Source organism: Neorhizobium sp. BT27B, from assembly GCF_050455485.1.
In the GTDB taxonomy this organism is placed as follows: Bacteria; Pseudomonadota; Alphaproteobacteria; order Rhizobiales; family Rhizobiaceae; genus Neorhizobium.
Window position 1 is genome coordinate 185,379 of sequence record NZ_JBCIYT010000002.1, and the last position, 19,565, is coordinate 204,943.

The 19,565-nt window shown below is 60.6% G+C and carries 16 protein-coding genes; 11 read left to right on the forward strand and 5 right to left on the reverse strand.

The features are described from left to right. Positions 1-26: 26 nt before the first annotated feature. Complete coding sequence (locus AAIH70_RS06345) at positions 27-1,403, reverse strand: FAD-containing oxidoreductase (RefSeq protein ID WP_132271352.1); 1,377 nt, start codon at positions 1,401-1,403, stop codon at positions 27-29. Continuing rightward, positions 1,400-1,879 carry a DUF4126 family protein gene (locus AAIH70_RS06350; protein WP_132271353.1) on the reverse strand — a complete coding sequence of 160 codons (480 nt, stop codon included), beginning with the start codon at positions 1,877-1,879 and terminating at the stop codon, positions 1,400-1,402. The genes AAIH70_RS06345 and AAIH70_RS06350 overlap by 4 nt, the downstream gene beginning before the upstream one ends. A gap of 443 nt (positions 1,880-2,322) precedes the next feature. On the opposite strand from AAIH70_RS06350, the gene AAIH70_RS06355 reads away from it, so the two are divergent. The 5 genes from AAIH70_RS06355 to AAIH70_RS06375 all read left to right on the forward strand — a co-directional run bounded on the left by AAIH70_RS06355 (position 2,323) and on the right by AAIH70_RS06375 (position 9,063). After that, complete coding sequence (locus AAIH70_RS06355) at positions 2,323-4,152, forward strand: sensor histidine kinase (RefSeq protein ID WP_430033629.1); 1,830 nt, start codon at positions 2,323-2,325, stop codon at positions 4,150-4,152. Continuing rightward, on the forward strand, positions 4,149-5,495 hold the full coding sequence (locus AAIH70_RS06360; RefSeq protein WP_132271355.1) for a sigma-54-dependent transcriptional regulator: 1,347 nt from the start codon (positions 4,149-4,151) through the stop codon (positions 5,493-5,495). Before AAIH70_RS06355 ends, AAIH70_RS06360 begins: the two co-directional genes overlap by 4 nt. A 329-nt stretch (positions 5,496-5,824) precedes the next feature. Continuing rightward, positions 5,825-6,808: a tripartite tricarboxylate transporter substrate-binding protein gene (locus AAIH70_RS06365; protein ID WP_132271356.1), complete on the forward strand. Its 984-nt coding sequence runs from the start codon at positions 5,825-5,827 to the stop codon at positions 6,806-6,808. Between the two features lie 275 nt (positions 6,809-7,083). Beyond that, positions 7,084-7,545 carry a tripartite tricarboxylate transporter TctB family protein gene (locus AAIH70_RS06370; protein WP_132271357.1) on the forward strand — a complete coding sequence of 154 codons (462 nt, stop codon included), beginning with the start codon at positions 7,084-7,086 and terminating at the stop codon, positions 7,543-7,545. 12 nt (positions 7,546-7,557) lie between these two features. Further along, positions 7,558-9,063: a tripartite tricarboxylate transporter permease gene (locus AAIH70_RS06375; protein ID WP_132271358.1), complete on the forward strand. Its 1,506-nt coding sequence runs from the start codon at positions 7,558-7,560 to the stop codon at positions 9,061-9,063. A 172-nt stretch (positions 9,064-9,235) separates the two neighbouring features. On the opposite strand, the gene AAIH70_RS06380 is transcribed toward AAIH70_RS06375, so the two are convergent. Next, positions 9,236-10,294 carry a LacI family transcriptional regulator gene (locus tag AAIH70_RS06380; RefSeq protein ID WP_132271359.1) on the reverse strand — a complete coding sequence of 353 codons (1,059 nt, stop codon included), beginning with the start codon at positions 10,292-10,294 and terminating at the stop codon, positions 9,236-9,238. Positions 10,295-10,539: 245 nt separating this feature from the next. Between AAIH70_RS06380 and AAIH70_RS06385 the strand changes: the two genes are divergently transcribed. The 6 genes from AAIH70_RS06385 to AAIH70_RS06410 all read left to right on the forward strand — a co-directional run bounded on the left by AAIH70_RS06385 (position 10,540) and on the right by AAIH70_RS06410 (position 18,088). Continuing rightward, complete coding sequence (locus AAIH70_RS06385; RefSeq protein ID WP_132271360.1) at positions 10,540-11,796, forward strand: ABC transporter substrate-binding protein; 1,257 nt, start codon at positions 10,540-10,542, stop codon at positions 11,794-11,796. A 256-nt stretch (positions 11,797-12,052) separates the two neighbouring features. Further along, entirely contained in the window at positions 12,053-12,967 is a 915-nt protein-coding gene (locus AAIH70_RS06390; protein ID WP_132271361.1) for a carbohydrate ABC transporter permease, read from the forward strand. After that, positions 12,967-13,851 carry a carbohydrate ABC transporter permease gene (locus AAIH70_RS06395; protein ID WP_132271362.1) on the forward strand — a complete coding sequence of 295 codons (885 nt, stop codon included), beginning with the start codon at positions 12,967-12,969 and terminating at the stop codon, positions 13,849-13,851. Before AAIH70_RS06390 ends, AAIH70_RS06395 begins: the two co-directional genes overlap by 1 nt. Before the next feature lie 4 nt (positions 13,852-13,855). Then, entirely contained in the window at positions 13,856-14,962 is a 1,107-nt protein-coding gene (locus tag AAIH70_RS06400; protein ID WP_132271363.1) for an ABC transporter ATP-binding protein, read from the forward strand. 291 nt (positions 14,963-15,253) lie between these two features. Next, positions 15,254-16,954 carry a sensor histidine kinase gene (locus AAIH70_RS06405; RefSeq protein ID WP_132271364.1) on the forward strand — a complete coding sequence of 567 codons (1,701 nt, stop codon included), beginning with the start codon at positions 15,254-15,256 and terminating at the stop codon, positions 16,952-16,954. 75 nt (positions 16,955-17,029) lie between these two features. Then, positions 17,030-18,088 (forward strand): DNA topoisomerase IB, encoded by a 1,059-nt coding sequence (locus AAIH70_RS06410; protein WP_132271365.1) that lies wholly within the window; start codon positions 17,030-17,032, stop codon positions 18,086-18,088. 212 nt (positions 18,089-18,300) lie between these two features. Here the strand turns inward: AAIH70_RS06410 and AAIH70_RS06415 are convergent, their stop codons facing one another. Both AAIH70_RS06415 and AAIH70_RS06420 read right to left on the reverse strand, forming a co-directional pair. Beyond that, positions 18,301-18,858, reverse strand: coding sequence for a type 1 glutamine amidotransferase domain-containing protein (locus AAIH70_RS06415; RefSeq protein WP_132271366.1), 558 nt, complete (start codon positions 18,856-18,858; stop codon positions 18,301-18,303). A 29-nt stretch (positions 18,859-18,887) separates the two neighbouring features. Then, a complete protein-coding gene (locus tag AAIH70_RS06420; RefSeq protein WP_132271367.1) occupies positions 18,888-19,100 on the reverse strand; it encodes a hypothetical protein in 213 nt (70 codons plus the stop codon). Positions 19,101-19,565 lie beyond the last annotated feature (465 nt).

The window sequence follows — 19,565 nt, forward strand, 5'->3', positions numbered from 1 at the left end:
AGACGTAAAATTAAGTTACCCGATCCTTAAATCTTGGCCATCGAGAGTATCAGCGTCGGCCATAGCTCCGAGACGGTCGGGTGGATCGGTACCGCCCAGCGCAAGGTATCGTAGGGCACGCTGGCATTGATCATGTCGAGCACGCCATGGATGGCTTCATCGCCGCCGGTGCCGAGAATGGAGGCTCCGAGAATTTTGCGCGTGTCGGCATCGGCGATGATCTTCATGAAACCTGACGTCTCGCCCTTTTCGATGGCGCGGCCGACGCGGCTCATGGGCCTTGTCCCGACGAGGATGTTTTTGCCGGTTTCGCGCGCCTGCTTTTCCGTCAGACCGACACGGCCAAGCGGCGGGTCGATATAAAGCGCGTAACCGGGAATGCGGTCGGAGACTTTTCTGTTCTCGCCATCCAGCAGATTGGCGGCGACGATCTCGAAATCGTTATAGGCGGTGTGGGTGAAGGCGCCGCGGCCGTTGCAATCCCCCAGCGCCCATATGCCTTCGACGCTGGTGGAAAGATCGTCATTGACCTTGATGTAACCGCGCGCATCCGTCTTCACGCCGGCCTTGTCGAGGCCGAGGTCGTCGGTATTGGGGCGGCGGCCGACGGCGAGCAGAACCTCCGAACCGATCACTTCCGGTTCACCTTTCGTGCAGTTTACGTCCACCGCCACACCCTGTTTATGCGGGCGAAAACGGATGCATTCCGCACCGGTGCGCACCGTGATGCCTTCCGCTTCGAGAATGTTGCGGATGGCATCGGAGACGTCCTCGTCCTCGCGAGAGACGAGGCGGGGGCCTTTTTCGACGATGGTGACCTCTGCGCCAAAACGCCGGTAAATCTGCGCGAATTCCAGCCCGATATAACTGCCGCCGATCACGACCAGATGTTTCGGCACCCGTTCCAGCATGACGATCGAGGTGTTGGTGAGATAGGGCACTTCATCGATGCCGGGAAAATCCGGAATGGTGGCACGGCCGCCGACATTGAGGAAAATTTTCGGGGCGGTGATCACCTCGTCACCGATGCGCACCGTATTGGCGTTTTCCAGCCGGGCATGGCCCTCGATGAAGGTGCAGCGCTGCATGCCGCGCAGCCATGTCTCGTTGTTGTTGCGGGCATTCAGCGTCACCTGATGCGAGCGCTGTTTGACCCGTTTCATGTCGATGGAAATCTCGCCACCGACCGTCACGCCATAATCGGCACCGCGACGTGCAAGGTGTGCGGCGTAAGCGCTGGCGACCAGCGCCTTGGTGGGCATGCAACCGGTATTGACGCAGGTGCCGCCGACCAGTTTGCGCTCAACGATGGCAACCGTCTGGCCTGCATCGGTCAGGCGACCGGCGAGCGAAGGCCCGGCCTGACCGGTGCCGATGATGATGGCATCGAATTGTTGCGTCATGCGGCGACCAATGCTGCCGGGATGGCGGAAATGATCAGGTAGGCGGCGATGATGGCAATCGCATCTTCGATGAAGGCTGCCGGCGGGTCCTTTTTGAAGGCGGCGGCAAGTTTTGCGCGCGCGGCCGCCCCGCCGTAGGTGCCGATCACCGCACCGATGACGCCGGCAACCAGTCCGGCAATCCACATGCCGCTGCCGGCCCCGATCGCAGCACCGGTCAGCGCGCCCATGACAAGCCGGGCACCGAATTGCTGCGGCACCTTGCGGCTGGGTGTCGAGGGCAGCTGGTCGGTCACCAGCTCGACCACGGCCAGCACGGAAAAGATGGCGACGGCCCAGAACGACCCAAGGAAGGACAGCCATGTGCCCGACAGGTTGAGCCAGCCGAGCCAGGCGGCCCAGCTGATGGCGGCAGGCGCGGTCATGGCTCTGAGGCCAGCCACCACACCGATAAGAAGCGCAAGCAGATATGTCATGCGATACCACTCCGTTTCAAAAGATTATGCGTCCTGACCCACCGCAATGGTCACGCGTATCGCAGATGGAACGCGGGAGGGTGCGTCCAGCCGATCTCCCCCCTTGAGGGGGAGATGCCCGGCAGGGCAGAGGGGGGTACTGTCTCGGCAAGACCTTTGCCGCTCGATATGCCGCCCCGTCGCTTACCCCCCTCTGTCACTATCGTGACATCTCTCCCTCAAGGGGGGAGATTATCGGGAGCAAGCGCCACCACCTCAATTCCAATTGCGTCGGCCCTCAACGGCCAAGAAAACTCGCCCAACATAACCACCATTCAGCTTCGCGCGAAAGCTGCATTTTTCAATCGTCAAATCTCCGGTCGTTTTCCGGGTGTGGTGACAATCGTCACGTCTTCATTACAATGCGGTTTCTGACGAGTGCGGGAGGAGGAGCCCGGGCTTTCTTGAAGATACGTTTTATCCTGATCTTCGGCGGATTGGCGGCCGTGGTGCTGGCCTTGATCCTGCACGGCAGCCATGTCGCCAGCCGTAGCTACATGCGAGAGGCCTCCGAACAGGCGGGCACGACGCTGCGGCTTGCCGTCTCGGCGCTCGACGGGCATCTGCGCCGTTACGAGGCGCTGCCGGCGCTGATCGCCGATCATGAGGATGTCGAGGCGCTGATCATCGATCCCGCCAATCCGGCTCTGCGCGATGCCACCAATCTCTATCTCAAGGACATCAATGCGCTTTTGAAATCCTCGGACATCTATGTGATGACCATGGACGGCGTCACGGTCGCCGCCAGCAATTTCGACAGCGCCACCAGTTTTGTCGGCGAAAATTTCAGTTACCGACCTTATTTTCAGGAGGCGGCAGCCGGGCATCAGTCGCGCTTTTATGCGCTCGGCACCACATCGGCGAAACGCGGCTATTATTTCTCCTCGCCCATCGAAATCGGCGGCACCATCTATGGCGTCATCGTCTTTAAGGTGGATATCGACGGCATCGAAGCCTCATGGGGTGATGGCGACAGCCGCATCGTCGTGTCGGACCCCGAAGGCATCATCTTCATGACCGGCACGCCGCGCTGGCTGTACAGCAGTGTTCTGCCGCTGACGCCGGAGCGGCTGGCCAATACCAAGGCGTCCCGCCGGTATTCCGATGCGGTGCTGCGGGAACTGCCGGTGCAGCGTGGCTTTGATGGCGAGCATGCCATGCTGTCGATTTCCGAAGAGGGGGCCGACAAGGAGTTTCTGGTTCTGTCGCAGCTTATGCCGGAAGCGGGATGGACTGTTGCGGTGCTGATGGACACGGCGTCGGTCAGGGCGCAGGCGCAGAACTCCACCATCGTCGCTATCCTGCTCGTCTGCCTCGCCTTTCTCGGCGGCGCCATTCTGGTGCAGCGGCGCATGCGGTTGGCGGAACGCATCAAGCTGCAGGCGGAAGCGCAGGAAAACCTCGAGCGGCGGGTGGAGGAACGCACCGCCGATCTTGCCCGCGTCAACGGGCAGATCAAACAGGAAATCGCCGAACGGCGGCTGACGGAGCGGCGGTTGCGGCGCACGCAGGCGGATCTGATCCAGGCCGGAAAACTGGCGGGGCTAGGCCAGATGTCGGCGGCGCTGAGCCACGAGTTCAACCAGCCGCTGGCGGCCACCAAAACCTATGCGGATAGCGCGGCACTGCTGATCGAGCGCGGGCGTCCGGGTGAGGCGAGCGACAATCTGCGGCGCATTTCGGCGCTGATCGATCGCATGGCCTCGATCAGCCGCCACTTACGCAACTTTGCCCGCAAGCCGGAGGAAAAACTGTCGGTGGTTTCCTTTGATGACGTGATGCGCGACACGCTGGAAATCGTCGATGCACGTCTACGCGCTGCCGATGCGGCACTGACGATCGAGATGGACAGTCCGCCGCCGGTGGTGCTGGCCGGCGCGGTGCGGTTGCAGCAGGTTCTGGTCAACATCATCACCAATGCCGCCGATGCCATCGAGGGGCTGGAGGACCGGCGTATCATCGTTTCGGCTGCCCGCAGCGATGACGGGCGTGTCGTGATCTGCGTGCGTGACCACGGTCCGGGCGTACCCGCCGCCATTCGCGAGCGCATCTTCGATCCGTTCTACACCACCAAGGGTGTCGGCAAGGGGCTGGGGCTTGGCCTGTCGATCTCCTACAATATCGTCAAGGATTTTGGCGGCAGCCTTGTTGCCACCGATCATCCGGACGGCGGCGCGGTGTTTGCCATTGAGCTGACCTCTGCCGATGCCGCCATCGGGAGGGCCGCCGAATGAGCGAGCAGCGTGTGCTTCTGATCGACGATGAGGAGGAATTGCGGCGCTCCACCAGCCAGGCGCTGGAACTGGCGGGCCTGCATGTGCAGACCTTCTCCAATGCCGATCATGTGCTGGAACTGACCGGTTTCAGTTTCGACGGTATCGTGGTGAGCGATATCCGCATGCCGGGGCTGGATGGCATGACACTTCTGCACCGCATCCGCGAACTCGATGCGGAAATTCCGGTCATCCTTGTTACCGGCCATGGCGATGTGCAGCTGGCCGTGAAGGCGATGCGTGAGGGCGCCTATGATTTTCTCGAAAAACCCTTCACCGCCCAACATCTGGCCGGCATCATCCGTCGCGCACTCGACCGCCGCGCGCTGGTGCTGGAAAATCGTCGGCTGAAGGCTGTGGCCGGCAAACGCGACGATCTCGAAGCCCGGCTGCCGGGCCGGACGCAAGCCATGGTGGACCTGCGTTACGCCATCCGCGCCATCGGCGCGACCGATGCCGATACGCTGGTGATCGGCGAGACCGGGGCGGGCAAGGAAGTGGTGGCGCGGGCGCTTCACGATGTCAGCCCGCGCGCCAACCGGCCGTTTGTCGCCATCAACTGCGCGGCACTGCCGGAAAACCTGATCGAAAGCGAGCTTTTCGGCCATGAGCCGGGAGCGTTTCCGGGCGCGCTTCGGTCGCGTTACGGCAAATTCGAGCATGGCCGGGGCGGGACCATCCTGCTCGATGAGATCGGCTCCATGCCCTTCGATCTGCAGGCAAAATTCCTGCGGGTGCTGCAGGAGCGGGTGATCAACCGGCTCGGCTCCAATGAGACGGTGGAACTCGACGTGCGTTTCATCGCCACCAGCAAGGTCGATCTTGAGGCCGAGGTGCTGGCCGGGCGTTTTCGTGCCGATCTTCTCTACCGGTTGAATGTCGCGACCGTGCATGTGCCGTCTTTGCGGGAAAGGCGGGCGGATATTCCGTTGTTGTTCCTGCAATTGGTGCGGGAGGCGGCGGCGCGGTATGGTCGCGAGGATCAGCCGATTTCGCACGAGCTGCTCTCTACTGTCTCGCAGCGCGACTGGCCGGGCAATGTGCGTGAATTGCGCAATGCCGCTGACCGGCTTGTGCTCGGGCTTGATCTCAATCCAGGTGATATTTCGGGCTCTGCTAAATCGCCGGATGGACGGCTGGCGGAACGGGTGGCGGCGTTCGAGCGCACCGTGATTGCCGATGCCATCGCCGCGCATGGCGGGGCGCTGCGACCGGTTTACGAACAGCTCGGCATTTCCCGCAAGACGCTTTACGAGAAGATGCAGCGGCATGGGCTGGACAAGAAATTGCTGGGTGCGGAGTAGGGGGCATACGGTTTTGCTACATTACCGGGACGGTGCGCCCATCCGATCTCCCCCCATGTGGGGGAGATAGAAGGGAGACCGTGGCGCCGTCCTCGTTCACCCAATTTGTTTTCGGCAGTCGATCCGCTAATCCCAAATGTGTCGAAATCCACCCATGTCATGCGCGCTATGGGTGAAACTCCACCCATTACCCCCACTGAACCTCTTGAAAAACCGGCAAGCGCGAAGCGGCTGATTGCGCAGGCCGAACAAGCTGCGGACAGATGAACCATTCGGACGAAGCGGGAGGAGCCGTGGCCGTCCGGTTCGGTTTATCTGGGAGGGTAACAATGAAAATCCTGAATACGATTTTGGGCGCGACGGTTTTTGCCGCCGCTGGCGTCATCGCGTCTGCTGCCTTTGCGCAGACTTTTCCGTCACGCTCGATCACCATGGTCGTGCCATTCGCGGCCGGTGGCCCGACCGATACGGTGGCGCGCCTCGTTGCTGAATCCATGTCGAAAGATCTCGGCCAGCAGATCGTCGTCGAAAATGTCGGCGGTGCCGGTGGCACGCTCGGTGCCGGTCGTGTCGCCAATGCGGATGCCGATGGTTATACCGTGCTGTTGCACCATATCGGCATGGCCACCAGCGCCACGCTTTACCGCAAGCTGCCCTATGACACGTTGAACGCCTTCGAATATGTCGGCCTCGTTACCGACGTGCCGATGACCGTCGTTGCCCGCAAGGATCTCGACGTCAAGGATTTCAAGGGTCTGGTGGAATATGCCAAGGCCAATAGCGACAAGGTGACGGTGGCCAATGCCGGTATCGGCGCTGCCTCGCATCTCTGCGGCATGCTGTTCATGTCGGCCATCGAAACGCCGCTCGTCACCGTGCCCTACAAGGGCACCGGCCCGGCCATGACCGACCTTTTGGGCGGTCAGGTCGATATCATGTGCGACCAGACCACCAACACCACCAAGCAGATCCAGGGTGGCACGATCAAGGCTTACGCCGTCACCTCGCCGGAGCGTCTGGCCATTTTCAAGGATATCCCGACGGTTGCCGAAGAAGGTGTTCCCGCCATGCAGGTGGGCATCTGGCACGGCATCTACACGCCGAAGGGCACGCCGAAAGAGGCCAATGATCGCTTGTCCAAGGCGTTGCAGGTGGCTCTGAAGGACCCGAACATCGCGTCGCGTTTCGCCGAACTCGGCACGCTGCCTTCGCCGGAGGCCGATGGCACGCCGGCTGCGCTGAAGGCAAAGCTGGAAAGCGAAATCGCCCGCTGGGAACCGGTCATCAAGGCGGCTGGTCAGTACGCGGACTGAGGGCCGGTTTCGGTCATCTGACCCGTCCAAGTGGCCTAGCCCCTCACCAACAAAATCTACGACTTGGCTGCGCCAAGGCCGTGATTTTGTAACCTCTCCCGCAAGGGGAGAGGGAGGGGTGCCGAACTCGCCGCGCATTACCTCTCCCCTTGTGGGAGAGGAAGCAATTTCAACATCTTGGCCTCAAGGCCAAGTGTTAGAAATTGCAGGTGAGGGGCAAGGTCCTTGGTCTGGTGAGATCTGATGTGCAGTCCAATGCATAGTTTGGAGACACCATGAATTCCCTGAAATTCGACAGAACCAATCTCATCTGCGGGCTGATCTTCGTCGGCATCGGCATCTTCTTCGCGCTTCAGTCGCTGGATCTGGAACTCGGCACGGCATTCCGCATGGGGCCGGGGTATTTCCCGTTCATCCTGGCGCTCGCGCTCATCCTGTTCGGCGGCATCATTCTGGTGCAGTCGCTGCGGGTGGAACATGAGCCGATCAGCGGTATCGCCTGGCGCGGCATGATCTTCATTCTCGCCGCTCCCATCCTGTTCGGCATCACCGTGCGCGGCCTCGGTTTTGGTCCGGCGCTGTTCATTTCCGCCTTCGTCGCCTGTTTTGCCTCGACGCGGATGAAGCCGCTTCCGGCTTTGGCGCTTTCGGTGGCTGTGACGTTTTTCTCCATCCTGGTTTTTACCTACGGGCTCGGTCTGCCGTTCCGTCTCGTCGGCCCCTGGCTCGGTTATTAGGATCAGCGCGACATGGAACTTTTTGACAATCTCGCGCTCGGATTTTCGACCGCAACCTCGCTTGAAAACCTGTTCTTCTGCCTGATCGGCGTGCTGCTCGGCACGCTGATCGGCGTGTTGCCGGGCATCGGCGCCACCGCCACCATCGCCATGCTGTTGCCGATCACATTCCAGCTGGAGCCGGTTTCCTCGCTGATTATGCTCGCCGGCATCTATTACGGTGCGCAATATGGCGGCTCCACCACCGCCATCCTCATCAACATGCCGGGTGAATCCTCATCCGCCGTCACCGCCATCGATGGCTACCAGATGGCCCGCAAGGGCAAGGCCGGTGCGGCACTGGCGATCGCCGCCATCGGTTCGTTTTTCGCCGGCACCGTCTCCACCTTTCTTGTCGCCATCTTTGCGCCGCCGCTCACCGTGATCGCGCTGAAATTCGGCGCCGCCGAATATTTCTCGCTGATGGTGGTCGGCCTCGTCTCCTCCATCGCGCTGGCGCATGGCTCGATCATCAAGGCGCTGGCCATGGTGTCGCTCGGCCTTCTGCTAGGCCTTGTCGGCACCGACATCTATTCCGGCACGCCGCGCTTCACGCTAGGCATTCGCGAATACTCCGACGGGCTGAACTTTGTCGCCGTCGCCGTCGGTATCTTTGGCGTCGCGGAAATCCTGCGCAATCTGGAAAACGAAAGCACCCGCACGGTGCTGATGTCGAAGGTGAGCGGACTGATGCCGAGCCGAGAGGATTTTCGCGCGATGATCGCACCTGTGCTGCGCGGCACGGCGGTCGGCTCCATCCTTGGTATCCTGCCGGGCGGCGGGGCGATCCTTGCGGCCTTCGCGTCCTACACGATCGAAAAGAAGGTCTCAAAGCACCCGGAAGAGTTCGGTCATGGCGCGATTGCCGGTGTTGCAGGCCCCGAAAGCGCCAACAATGCCGGTGCGCAGACCTCGTTCATCCCGCTCCTGACGCTCGGTATTCCGGCCAACCCGGTGATGGCGCTGATGATCGGTGCGATGATCATCCAGGGTATCGTACCCGGCCCGAATGTGGCGTCCGAACAGCCAGCTCTGTTCTGGGGCATCATCGCCTCGATGTGGATCGGCAACCTGATGCTGGTCATCCTCAATCTGCCGCTGATCGGGCTGTGGGTGAAGCTTCTGACCATTCCCTACTACGTGCTCTTCCCCATCATCATGGCGTTCTGCTCGATCGGGGTCTACAGCGTCTCGTCCAATGTCTACGACCTCTATGCCGTCGCCTTTTTCGGTTTCATAGGTTACGTGCTGGTAAAACTGCGCTGCGAACCGGCACCGCTTCTGCTCGGCTTCGTACTCGGGCCTTTGCTGGAAGAGAACCTGCGGCGTGCGATGATCCTGTCGCGCGGTGATGCGACGACCTTCATCACCCGGCCGATCAGCGCCGGATTGCTGTTCATCGCTGCGGCTGTTCTGGTCATCGTCTTCCTGCCAAGCGTCAAGGCAAAGCGCGAAACGGTGTTTCAGGAAGAGGATTGAGGGTTTGGCTCGGCGCAGGTGGTCGGGAAGGTCGAAAACCTCTCCTCCGCCATCCTCGGCCTTGTGCCGAGGATCTGCGACCGCCTGATATTTTTGGCGTGGTCAGATCCTCGGGACAGGCCCGAGGATGACGAAAACATGCGAGCCGGATTGGCCGTCGAGGTCCGATTTTTTATTCCTCAGCCAGCCTCTGCAAATGCTGCAGTTCCTCCACCGGCACCGGTCCAGCAATCCGCCGCAACAGCATCTGCCCCATCAGCAGCCCTGCCTCGGACAAATCCTCGTAGATCGTTTCCACGCGTGGCCGGATCTGGTCGAACAGACCCGATGTCTGCTTGGCGACAAAATCCACCTCGCGGCCGGGCAGAAGCCCGTGGTCGTGGCAGGCTGCCATGATCGCCATGGCCACCACTTCGCCGCCGCAGACAAAGCCATCCGGCGGCGAGGACTGGTGCAGGCGCTGGTCGAAATAGCGGCGGATATCGTCGGACTTGCTGTCCAGCGAAATGCCGGTGGCGATCTCGTAGCCGACGCCTTCCTCGCGCACCGCCGTCATGAAACCGTGGCGCATGTGGTGAGAGAAGGTGAAGGTGTCGGGTGGCAGCACGATCGCCAGTTTTGCGCAGCCCGAGGCGATCAGCTTCTTGGCCGCCCGGTAGGCGAAATCGTAATTGTCGTAATCGACGAAGGGATGCGGTGTCGCAAGTTCTGTGCGGCCATGACAGATGAACGGAAAATCGTTCTGCATCAGCAGTTTGACCCGGTCGTCCATCGGCTGGGTGCGGGTGAAGATGATGCCGTCGGCCAGCCGGTTGCGCAGGATATGTTCCACCGGTTCGATCTGTGGACTGTCGGAAAAATGCGGTGAGATGACGAGGTGGTAGGGCGTGCCGCGCAGCGCTGCCGTCAGCCCGTTGATCATCGAGGTGGCGTAGCCGAGAATTTCCTCGTGCGGATCGAGGATCAGGCTGATCACCTGCGTGCGGCCGGTGCGCAGGCGTTGGGCGGCGCGATCCGGCAGATAGCCGATTTCGGCAGCCACGTGCGCCACGCGCTGGCGCGTTTCCAGCGCGATCTGCGGCGCGCCGGCAAGCGCCCGCGACACGGTGGTAACAGCAAGGCCGGTCAGGTCGGCAATCGTCCGCAATGTTGGTTTGGCGGCATCGCTTCCGCGCACAGCGCCTTTTGCGCGACGTACGGGACGGCGCTCCTTAAGATCGTCCAGCGGCATCAGGCAGTCCTCCTCCACGACGCACGGCTGGCTGGAGACCGCACGACATTGTGAAAACGTTGCAAAAGCCAACTGATATTTCAAGTTCTGTTTTCGTCGATCCGTGTATTTCGATGAAATTCAGACATTTAGGGGCATTTTTCGGGTTTTTGACAAACTGCAATTGGCGGGTTGACAGCGACCATGGTTGTATCGTTATAAATTTGCATATCCGGAGAGGAGCCCGGATTTGAGGGAGAGAGATCATGAATATGCGTATTATCGCCCAGCTTGCAGCTGGCGCGGCACTCATCGCGTTGGCTGCCGGTAGCGCCAAGGCTGCTGAAGAGGTCGAAGTTCTGCACTGGTGGACCGCCGGTGGCGAAGCCGCAGCGCTCAACGTGCTGAAGGAAAACCTCGCCAAGGAAGGCGTTTCCTGGAAGGACATGCCGGTTGCCGGCGGTTCCGGCGTGCAGGCCATGACCGCTTTGCGTGCCCGTGTCACCTCCGGTGATCCGCCGACCGCCGTGCAGATGCTCGGCTTCGACATTCGCGACTGGGCCGAACAGGGCGTCGTTGGCAATCTCGACGATCTCGCTGAAAAGCAGGGCTGGGGCAAGGTCATCCCGGAAGCGCTGCAGGCGTTTTCGAAATATGACGGTCACTGGATCGCCGCACCTGTCAACGTGCACTCCACCAATTGGCTGTGGCTGAACAAGGCCGCCTTCGACAAGGCTGGCGGTAAGGAACCAGCCAACATCGACGAGCTGATCGCGCTGCTCGACAAGTTCAAGGAACAGGGCCTGACGCCGCTCGCTCATGGCGGCCAGCCATGGCAGGACGGCACATTGTGGGAATCCGTCGTTCTGTCGACCGGCGGCATGGATTTCTACAAGAAAGCCGTCATCGACCTCGATCCGGCCGCTCTTTCGGGCGACCAGATGAAGAAGGTCTTCGACACGATGACCAAGCTTCGCACCTATTTCGACCCCAATTTCTCCGGTCGTGACTGGAACCTGTCGACGGCTCTCGTCATCGAAGGCAAGGCCGGCGCCCAGCAGATGGGTGACTGGTCGAAGGGCGAATGGCTGCGCGCCAACAAGAAGCCGGGCACCGATTTCGTGTGCATGCGCTTCCCCGGCACGCAGGGCAATGTTCTGTTCAACGCCGACCAGTTCGTGATGTTCGACGTGGGTGACGCCAAGCGCGATGCACAGATGAAGCTTGCTTCGGCTGTTGAGGATCCGGCTTTCCAGATCGCTTTCAACACCGTCAAGGGTTCCGTTCCGGCCCGTACCGACGTGCCCGGCGACCAGTTCGACGATTGCGGCAAGAAGGGCATCAAGGATGTCGCCGATGCTGCAAAGGCGGGCACGCTGGTCGGTTCGCTGGCCCATGGTTACGCCCAGCCCGGCGCCATCAAGGAAGCCGTGTTCGACGTGATCACCCAGCATCTGAACGGTCAGATCGACACGGCAACGGCATTGAAGCGTCTGCCGGAAGCGGTTGCTGCTGCGAAGTGATTGGCTGTTTGGGATCCAGGTGAGGGGGAAGCCCCTCACTTGCGATTTCTAGCACTTAGCTGACGCTAAGGTGCTGAAATCGCTTTCTCTCCCGCAAGGGGAGAGATAAGGGCGCCGCGCCATCAGCGATTTACCTCTCCCCTTGTGGGAGAGGATACAAAATCGGCATCTTAGCTTCAGCTAAGTGCCAGATTTTGTTGGTGAGGGGCTCTCTTCGCGCCCTCCAACATGCAAATTTTCTCTGCCGGAGATCATCATGACCACAATCGAACCGGCAACCGCTTCGCCGCCGCGCCGAAACTTCGCCGACAGCCTGCGCGGCTGGCTGCCGAAGCTCGTGCTGGCGCCGTCCTTTGCGGTGATCCTGCTGTTCGTCTACGGTTTCATCCTGTGGACCGTCTATCTGTCCTTTACCAATTCGCGCATCCTGCCGGTCTACAAGCTGGTTGGTTTCGATGCCTATGTGCGCCTGTGGTCGCAACCGAACTGGTATATGGCGATGAAGAACCTCGCCATTTTCGGCGTGCTCTATATCGGCATCTGCATTTCCATCGGACTTGGCCTCGCCATCCTGATGGATCAGCGCATCCGCGCCGAAGGGATATTGCGGCCGATCTTTCTTTATCCGATGGCGCTGTCCTTCGTGGTGACCGGCACTGCCTGGAAATGGTTTCTGAACCCCGGCCTTGGCATCGAGAACACGATGCACAATCTCGGCTGGGAGAGTTTCAAATTCGACTGGCTGGTGAACCCGGACATGGCGATCTACACCGTCGTCATCGCCGGTGTCTGGCAGGCATCCGGTTTCGTCATGGCGATGTTTCTGGCCGGCCTGCGCGGTATCGATGGCGAGATCATCAAGGCCGCCCAGATCGACGGTGCGCCGCTGACAAAGATCTATCGCCGCATCATCATTCCCATGCTGCGCCCGGTTTTTCTCTCGGCCTTCATCGTGCTCGCGCATATGGCGATCAAGTCCTATGACCTTGTGATTGCGCTGACCGGCGGCGGGCCGGGCAATGCCACCGAACTGCCGTCCACCTTCATGTATTCCTACACGTTCACCCGCAGCCAGATGGCCGTCGGTTCGGCCAGTGCGGTGATGATGCTGATGGGGATCACGGCGATCATCGTGCCCTATCTCTATTCCGAACTGCGGGAGAAACGCTGATGAGCGGCGCCATCAACGAAACCGTCAGCGGCGGCTCGGCCAAAACCGCCCGCGTGGTGATTTACGGCCTGCTCATCCTGCTCGCCGCCATCTATCTTCTGCCGCTTTACGTGATGCTGACCACCTCGCTGAAATCACTCGACGAGATCCGTGGCGGTGACATGCTGTCCTTGCCAGCATCGCCATCGATCGCGGCCTGGACCAAGGCATGGGGCGAGGCCTGCATCGGCGTCACCTGCACCGGCATCAAGGGCTATTTCTGGAACTCCATCAAGATGGTGGTTCCGGCGGTGATCATCTCCACACTGCTCGGTGCACTGAACGGTTACGTGCTGACCAAGTGGCGTTTTCCGGGCCACAAGATCATTTTTGGCATGATGCTGTTTGCCTGCTTCATCCCGTTTCAGGCGGTGCTGATCCCGATGGCGCGCATGCTCGGCATGATGGGCATCGCCAACACCACGACCGGCCTCGTTTTCGTCCACGTGATCTACGGTCTCGGTTTCACGACGCTGTTTTTCCGCAACTATTACGAGGCGTTTCCGGACGAGTTGATCAAGGCGGCGATGATGGATGGTGCCGGGTTCTTCCGCATCTTCTGGCGCATTCTGCTGCCGACCTCGGGGCCGATCATCGTCGTCACCGTCATCTACCAGTTCACCAATATCTGGAACGACTTTCTGTTCGGCGTCTCCTTCTCGTCCGGCGGTTCCTCGCCGATGACGGTGGCGCTGAACAACCTCGTTGCCTCCTCCACTGGCGTGAAAGAGTACAATGTCGACATGGCCGCGGCCGTCTTTGCCGCCCTGCCGACCCTGTTCGTCTACATCGTCGCCGGACGCTATTTCGTGCGCGGCCTGATGGCCGGCGCAGTCAAGGGATAAATCCATGAGCTTTCTTGAAATCAGGAACCTGCGCAAGAAGATCGGTACTGTCGAAGTCCTGAAAGGCATCGATATCGAGCTGGAAAAGGGCGGGTTTCTCGTTCTCGTCGGCCCTTCCGGCTGCGGCAAGTCCACGCTTCTCAACGCCATTGCCGGTCTGCTGCCGCTGACCTCGGGCGACATCGTCATCGACGGGCAGGTGGTCAATGACCTGCATCCATCGCAGCGTGATATCGCCATGGTGTTCCAGTCCTACGCGCTTTATCCGAACATGACGGTGGAGGAGAACATCGCCTTTGCGCTGGAAATGCGCGGCGTGCCGAAGGCGGAGCGTGAGGCATCGGTCAAGGCTGCCGCGAAAACGCTGCAGATCGAACACCTGCTGAAGCGTCGCCCGAGCCAGTTGTCCGGTGGCCAGCGCCAGCGTGTCGCCATGGGCCGTGCGCTGGTGCGCAAGCCGCGTGTCTTCCTGTTCGACGAGCCGCTGTCCAACCTCGATGCCAAACTGCGCGTTGAAGTGCGTGCCGAGATCAAGTCTCTGCACCAGAATACGCACGCGACCATCGTTTACGTCACCCACGACCAGATCGAGGCAATGACGCTGGCGACCAAGATTGTCGTGTTGAAGGAAGGCACCGTGCAGCAGGTCGGCACGCCGGCCGAAATCTACAATCTGCCCGCCAACCTGTTCGTGGCCGATTTCATGGGCTCGCCGGCGATGAACATGCTGGACGGCAAGGTGGTGGGCACCGGGCCTGAGGCCCGTATCACGCTGTTCGGCGACCAGAATATCAGCGTTCCGGTGCCGCCGACGGTGACTGCGGGTGCGCTCAAGGATGGTCAATCGGTGCTGCTGGGTCTTCGCCCGGAAGCGATCACCGATACCGGACTGGTCGATCCGCAGGCCCGCTCGGTCGCCCAGATCGAGGCGCCGGTGACGATGACCGAGCCGACCGGATCGGACACCTTTGTGACGGCGGCACTCGGCGGAAAACACTTTACCGCCCGCACCCGTGCCGAAGTGGCCTGTGCGCCGGGCGACACGTTCCGCTTTGCCTTCAACCTCGACAAGGCGGTTGTTTTCGATCCGCAGAGCGGGTTGCGTCTTTAGTCTTTTCTGTATTTGTAGACCGTCATGGGAAGCCGGTTATACTGCGGCTTCCCTTTTGCGTTTTGCCCGGCCGTGCAGGGCGAGATCGCTAAAAATCCTTTCAAATTATAGGCTTGTCTCTTCGCTAAATTCAAATTTCATGAGCATCGCACACAATCCAACTTGGACTCGTGATCGAATTCGGATAGAAGACGTTAACCTCTTTGGACGGGACGAGGGTCAGGACTATCGGAATGCGAATGGCGGGGGCCGCGAATCATTCGTCTGGCTTGAAAGAGTTGGGCGCACTGGATGGGTAGGTTTTCACACCTTTTCCCCAAGGCGACCATTGGCGCCTACCTGATCGCTTTTGCCGCCGTTATTGCTCTGCCACTGCTCGCCTTCGTCGTGTTTTTGATGTTCCAGCTGGAGCAGAACGAGCGCGAAATCCTCAACAGCGAAACCGCGGAAGATGCGCAGATCATCGGTCGTGCCATCGATCGCGAGCTGCGCGACATGTCCACCACATTGCGCCTGCTCAGCACCTCGCCGGAGATCGAGCGCGGCCAGTTTGCCGATTTCCATCGTCGCACCCAGTCCAGCCTGCGCGGCAGTTCGCTTTACGCGCTTCTCGTTGCCGAAGATGGCCAGCTTCTTTTGAATACGCGCGTGCCGTTCGAAACAGCGCTTGGCAAGATGGGCAATATGCCGGCACTCAGCTCGGCTCTGCGTTCTGGCCGCACTGAAGTTTCGGATGTCTTTCGCGGTGCGACCAGCGGCAACTGGGTTTTCAACGTGACCATGCCGTTTCCCAAGGACACGCGCGGTGACATCGGTGCGCTGATCCTGACGCAGAATGTTTCCGACCTGAAGAATGTGCTGTCGACCGAAGGCCTGCCAAAGGACTGGTCGGTGGCGGTGCTTGATCAGACCGGCAAGATCGTGGTGGCGGATGGCGCGACGGGTTTGACGGTCGCAAGCCCGTTCCCTGCCGATACGCTGTCGCTGATGAGGGGGCAGAACGGCACGATCGAGGATGTCGGCGGTTCGCCGCGGCAGATGTATGGCTTTTACATTCATCCCGAATGGGGATGGCGGGTCATCGTCTGGGGGCCGATTGCGTCGGCGCAGGCGAGCATTCTCAGCACATGGCGATACCTGATCGCCGGCAGCGGATTGCTGCTGCTGATCGGCTTTGGTTTCGCCTGGCTGGTGGCGCGGCAGCTGCGCGTTCCCATCCGTCAGATTTCCGAGATGGCCGACCGGATCGGCAAGGGGGAAATCGTCTCGCCTGTCGAAACCAGGATCATCGAGGCGAACCATGTGGCGATTGCGCTTTCCAACGCCTCGTTCGATCGCAGCCAGGCCGAGGACCGCATTCACCTGATCCTGCATGAACTGGTGCATCGCACCAAGAACATTCTGACGCTGATCCAGGCGATGATGCGCCAGCTTGCCCGGCAGGATACGACGATGGAAGAGTTCCAGAAGGCGATCAGCACACGCCTGCAGGGACTGGGCCGCTCCATCGAAGCGCTTGCGCGCGAGCAATGGGCCGGTGTGCCGATGCGCCGCGTCGTCGAAATCCATCTTGCGAATTTTTCCGAAACGCTGGATCGTGTCGACATGCGCGGCGAGGATTTTGTGCTGAAGGCGGAGGCGGTGCAGAACCTTGGCCTCGTCCTGCACGAACTGACCACCAATTCGATGAAATATGGCGCACTGTCCTCGCAGAACGGCCGTGTCGAAATTTCGTGGTCCGATGTGGCTTCGGAAAGCGGCGAGCGCACGCTCAAACTCGTATGGGCGGAAAGCGGCGGGCCACCGGTTCGTGCGCCATCATCGACCGGTTTCGGCACCACCATCATCAAACGTCATGCCTCTGCCGCCTTTGCCGGAAGGGCGGATGCGGAATATCCGGTGGAGGGTTTCCGATGGACGCTGACGGCACCGCGCAACCAGCTTGAGCGCACCGCGGAAGATCGTCGCCGGGAAGCGGCCCGGCTGGGATAAGCAACCGGCCGCGATCGCCAGCCTGCTAACCTGAATGTGACGGAACCAAGCCGGTGACATCGCCGTTTGGCGGGAATGGACGCGTATTCATCCACTTCCGTATCTGAGCCCGGTGAGGGCCTCGCCATCCTCTCCACCATCGGCCTGACCTATGTCAGCGACAGCGAGCCGGGAATCCGGCGTCTGCGGCGCGGCAAGGGTTTTTCCTACAAGCTGCCAGACGGTTCGCTTCTTGCCGAACAGGCGCACAAGCTGCGCATCGGTTCGCTCGGCCTGCCGCCCGCCTATGAGAATGTGTGGATCTGTCTCGATCCGACAGGCCACCTGCAGGCGACCGGGTTCGATAGCCGCGGGCGAAAACAGTATCGCTACCATGCCGATTGGCAGTTGTTTCGCAGCGAGCTGAAATACGATCAGATGATCGAGTTCGGCGAGGCCTTGCCGAAAATCCGCAGGAAAGTTCAACGCGATCTGGCCGAAGGGCTTGATGGTCCGCAGGCGGTGATTGCCGCACTGGTGGCGCTGCTCGATGCCACGCATCTGCGTGTCGGCAACCGCGCCTATGCCAAGGAAAACAAGACTTACGGTGCCACCACGCTTCTGAAACGGCACATGAAACTGTCGGATGACAGCATGGTGCTGAAATTCACCGCCAAGGGCGGCAAGCGCGTCAGCCACACGATCCGTCATCCGCGGCTGCAACGTATTCTCGAAGACATTGCCGACCTGCCGGGCCGTCAGCTGTTTTCCTGGCCGGACGACGATGGCGTGCCGCGCGGCATCGACAGCGGGCGACTGAATGCCTATCTGGCCGCTGCTTCAGGCCTGCCGATTTCGGCCAAGACTTTTCGCACATGGGGCGGCAGCCTTGCCGCGTTCATGGCGGCGTGGAAGGCAGCGTCGGCCAACGAGATCGTGCGGATCAAAATGCTGACGGCGGCGGCATCGGAAGAGCTGCAGAACACGCCGGCCGTGTGCCGCTCCAGCTATATCCACCCCGGCATTCTGGCGTTGGCCGAGGATGTTTCGCCACTCGAAAAGATCATGGCGACGCCAAAACTGGTGGAGAAGGAGACCAGCAGCCTCAAGGCGGATGAGCGGCGATTGCTGGCGTTTCTGAAGCTGGTGGGGTGAGGGGGGCGAATGGTGAGTAGTGAGAGCGCACGTCCCGGTCTTTCGTCTTCCTGAGGCTTGTCCCGGGGATTTGACCCCGTAACCACACACTCATCGTAGCAGATGCTCGGGACGCTGCCCGAGCATGACGGCCGTTTGGGGTGCTCCCGAAACAAAAAAACGCCCGCCATATCACCGGCGAGCGCTACATTCATTTCACCTTGGCGGCAGCTTCACGCCGCGCGTCTATGCAAACCTTCCTGCACTTCCTCGACGATCTTGCCGACAAAGGCGGCCAGATCATCCGGGGAGCGAGAGGTGATGATGCCGTTGTCGACCACCACTTCCTCGTCCTTCCAGGATGCGCCAGCATTGCGCACATCTGTGCGGATCGACGGGTAGGAGGTCGCCTTGCGACCGCGCAGAGCGTCGGCTTCGATCAGCAGCCATGGCGCATGGCAGATGGCCGCCACCGGCTTGCCGCTTCTGACGAAATCGCGCACCACCTTCATGGCGCTCGCATCGGCGCGCAGCTTGTCGGGGTTGATCTGGCCGCCCGGCAGAACCAGCGCGTCGAAATCCGCAGCGTTGACATTGGCGGCCTGAAGATCGACCGTGACGCTGTCACCCCAGTCTGTCTTGTCCCAGCTCTTGATTTCACCGGTCTTGATCGACGCGATCTTCACCTCAGCGCCTTTGCTCGTCAGTTCTTCGAGTGGCACGCGCAGTTCGGAGCGCTCATAGCCGTCGGTCGCGAGAATGAGGATGCGGGCGGAACTGATCTTCGTCATGCAATTCTCCTTTTATGTTTTTGCGGCCGTCAAAGGCGGCCGGTGGAAAGATCGCGTCCGTTGATGGAGGCCGGGACGCTCATTTCTTCCCGAGAGGATCGCGGCAGCGGAAGCTTGACTGCTTCCGGCACGACCACATGAAGCTCACGGTCCGGCACGGCTTTCAACTGCCGCGGGGTGCGAGCGAAAGTTAAGAGACCTGTTAGTCTCGAAAGGATATGGCTCGAAAAAAGATTGGTCATGGTGTTTCTCCCGTCGCCCGAAAAGGTCTGATGCCTTTTCCATGAAGAGCTAACCGTGGGCCGGGAGAAACGTTCCATCGGAACGGCGCGCGATCCATCGAAAGGATCGCCGGGGCATGTCTCAGATCGGCACGACCAGCATGGCGCACATGGCGACTGCGAGGACGACGCTGGCGATTTCAAACCATTCCTTGGTCATTGTTCTTACTCCCTGACTGGTGAGTAAAGAACGACGATCTCGCGTTTCTGTTCCACACATTCGCCACATATGTGGAGCGCTGCCACATATGTGAATAATGCCTTAGAGCGGTTCATTGTTAAATGGAAACGGTTCTGCCGGAGCAGGTTTTCGTCGGGGCAGTGGCGATTGGCGAAGTGCATACCACCGGGTACGTGCGAGCCGATCGCCGCTGATCCCGGCGGAAAGATGTCCGGCCCTTACGGGTTGGCTGAAACGGGCCGGCT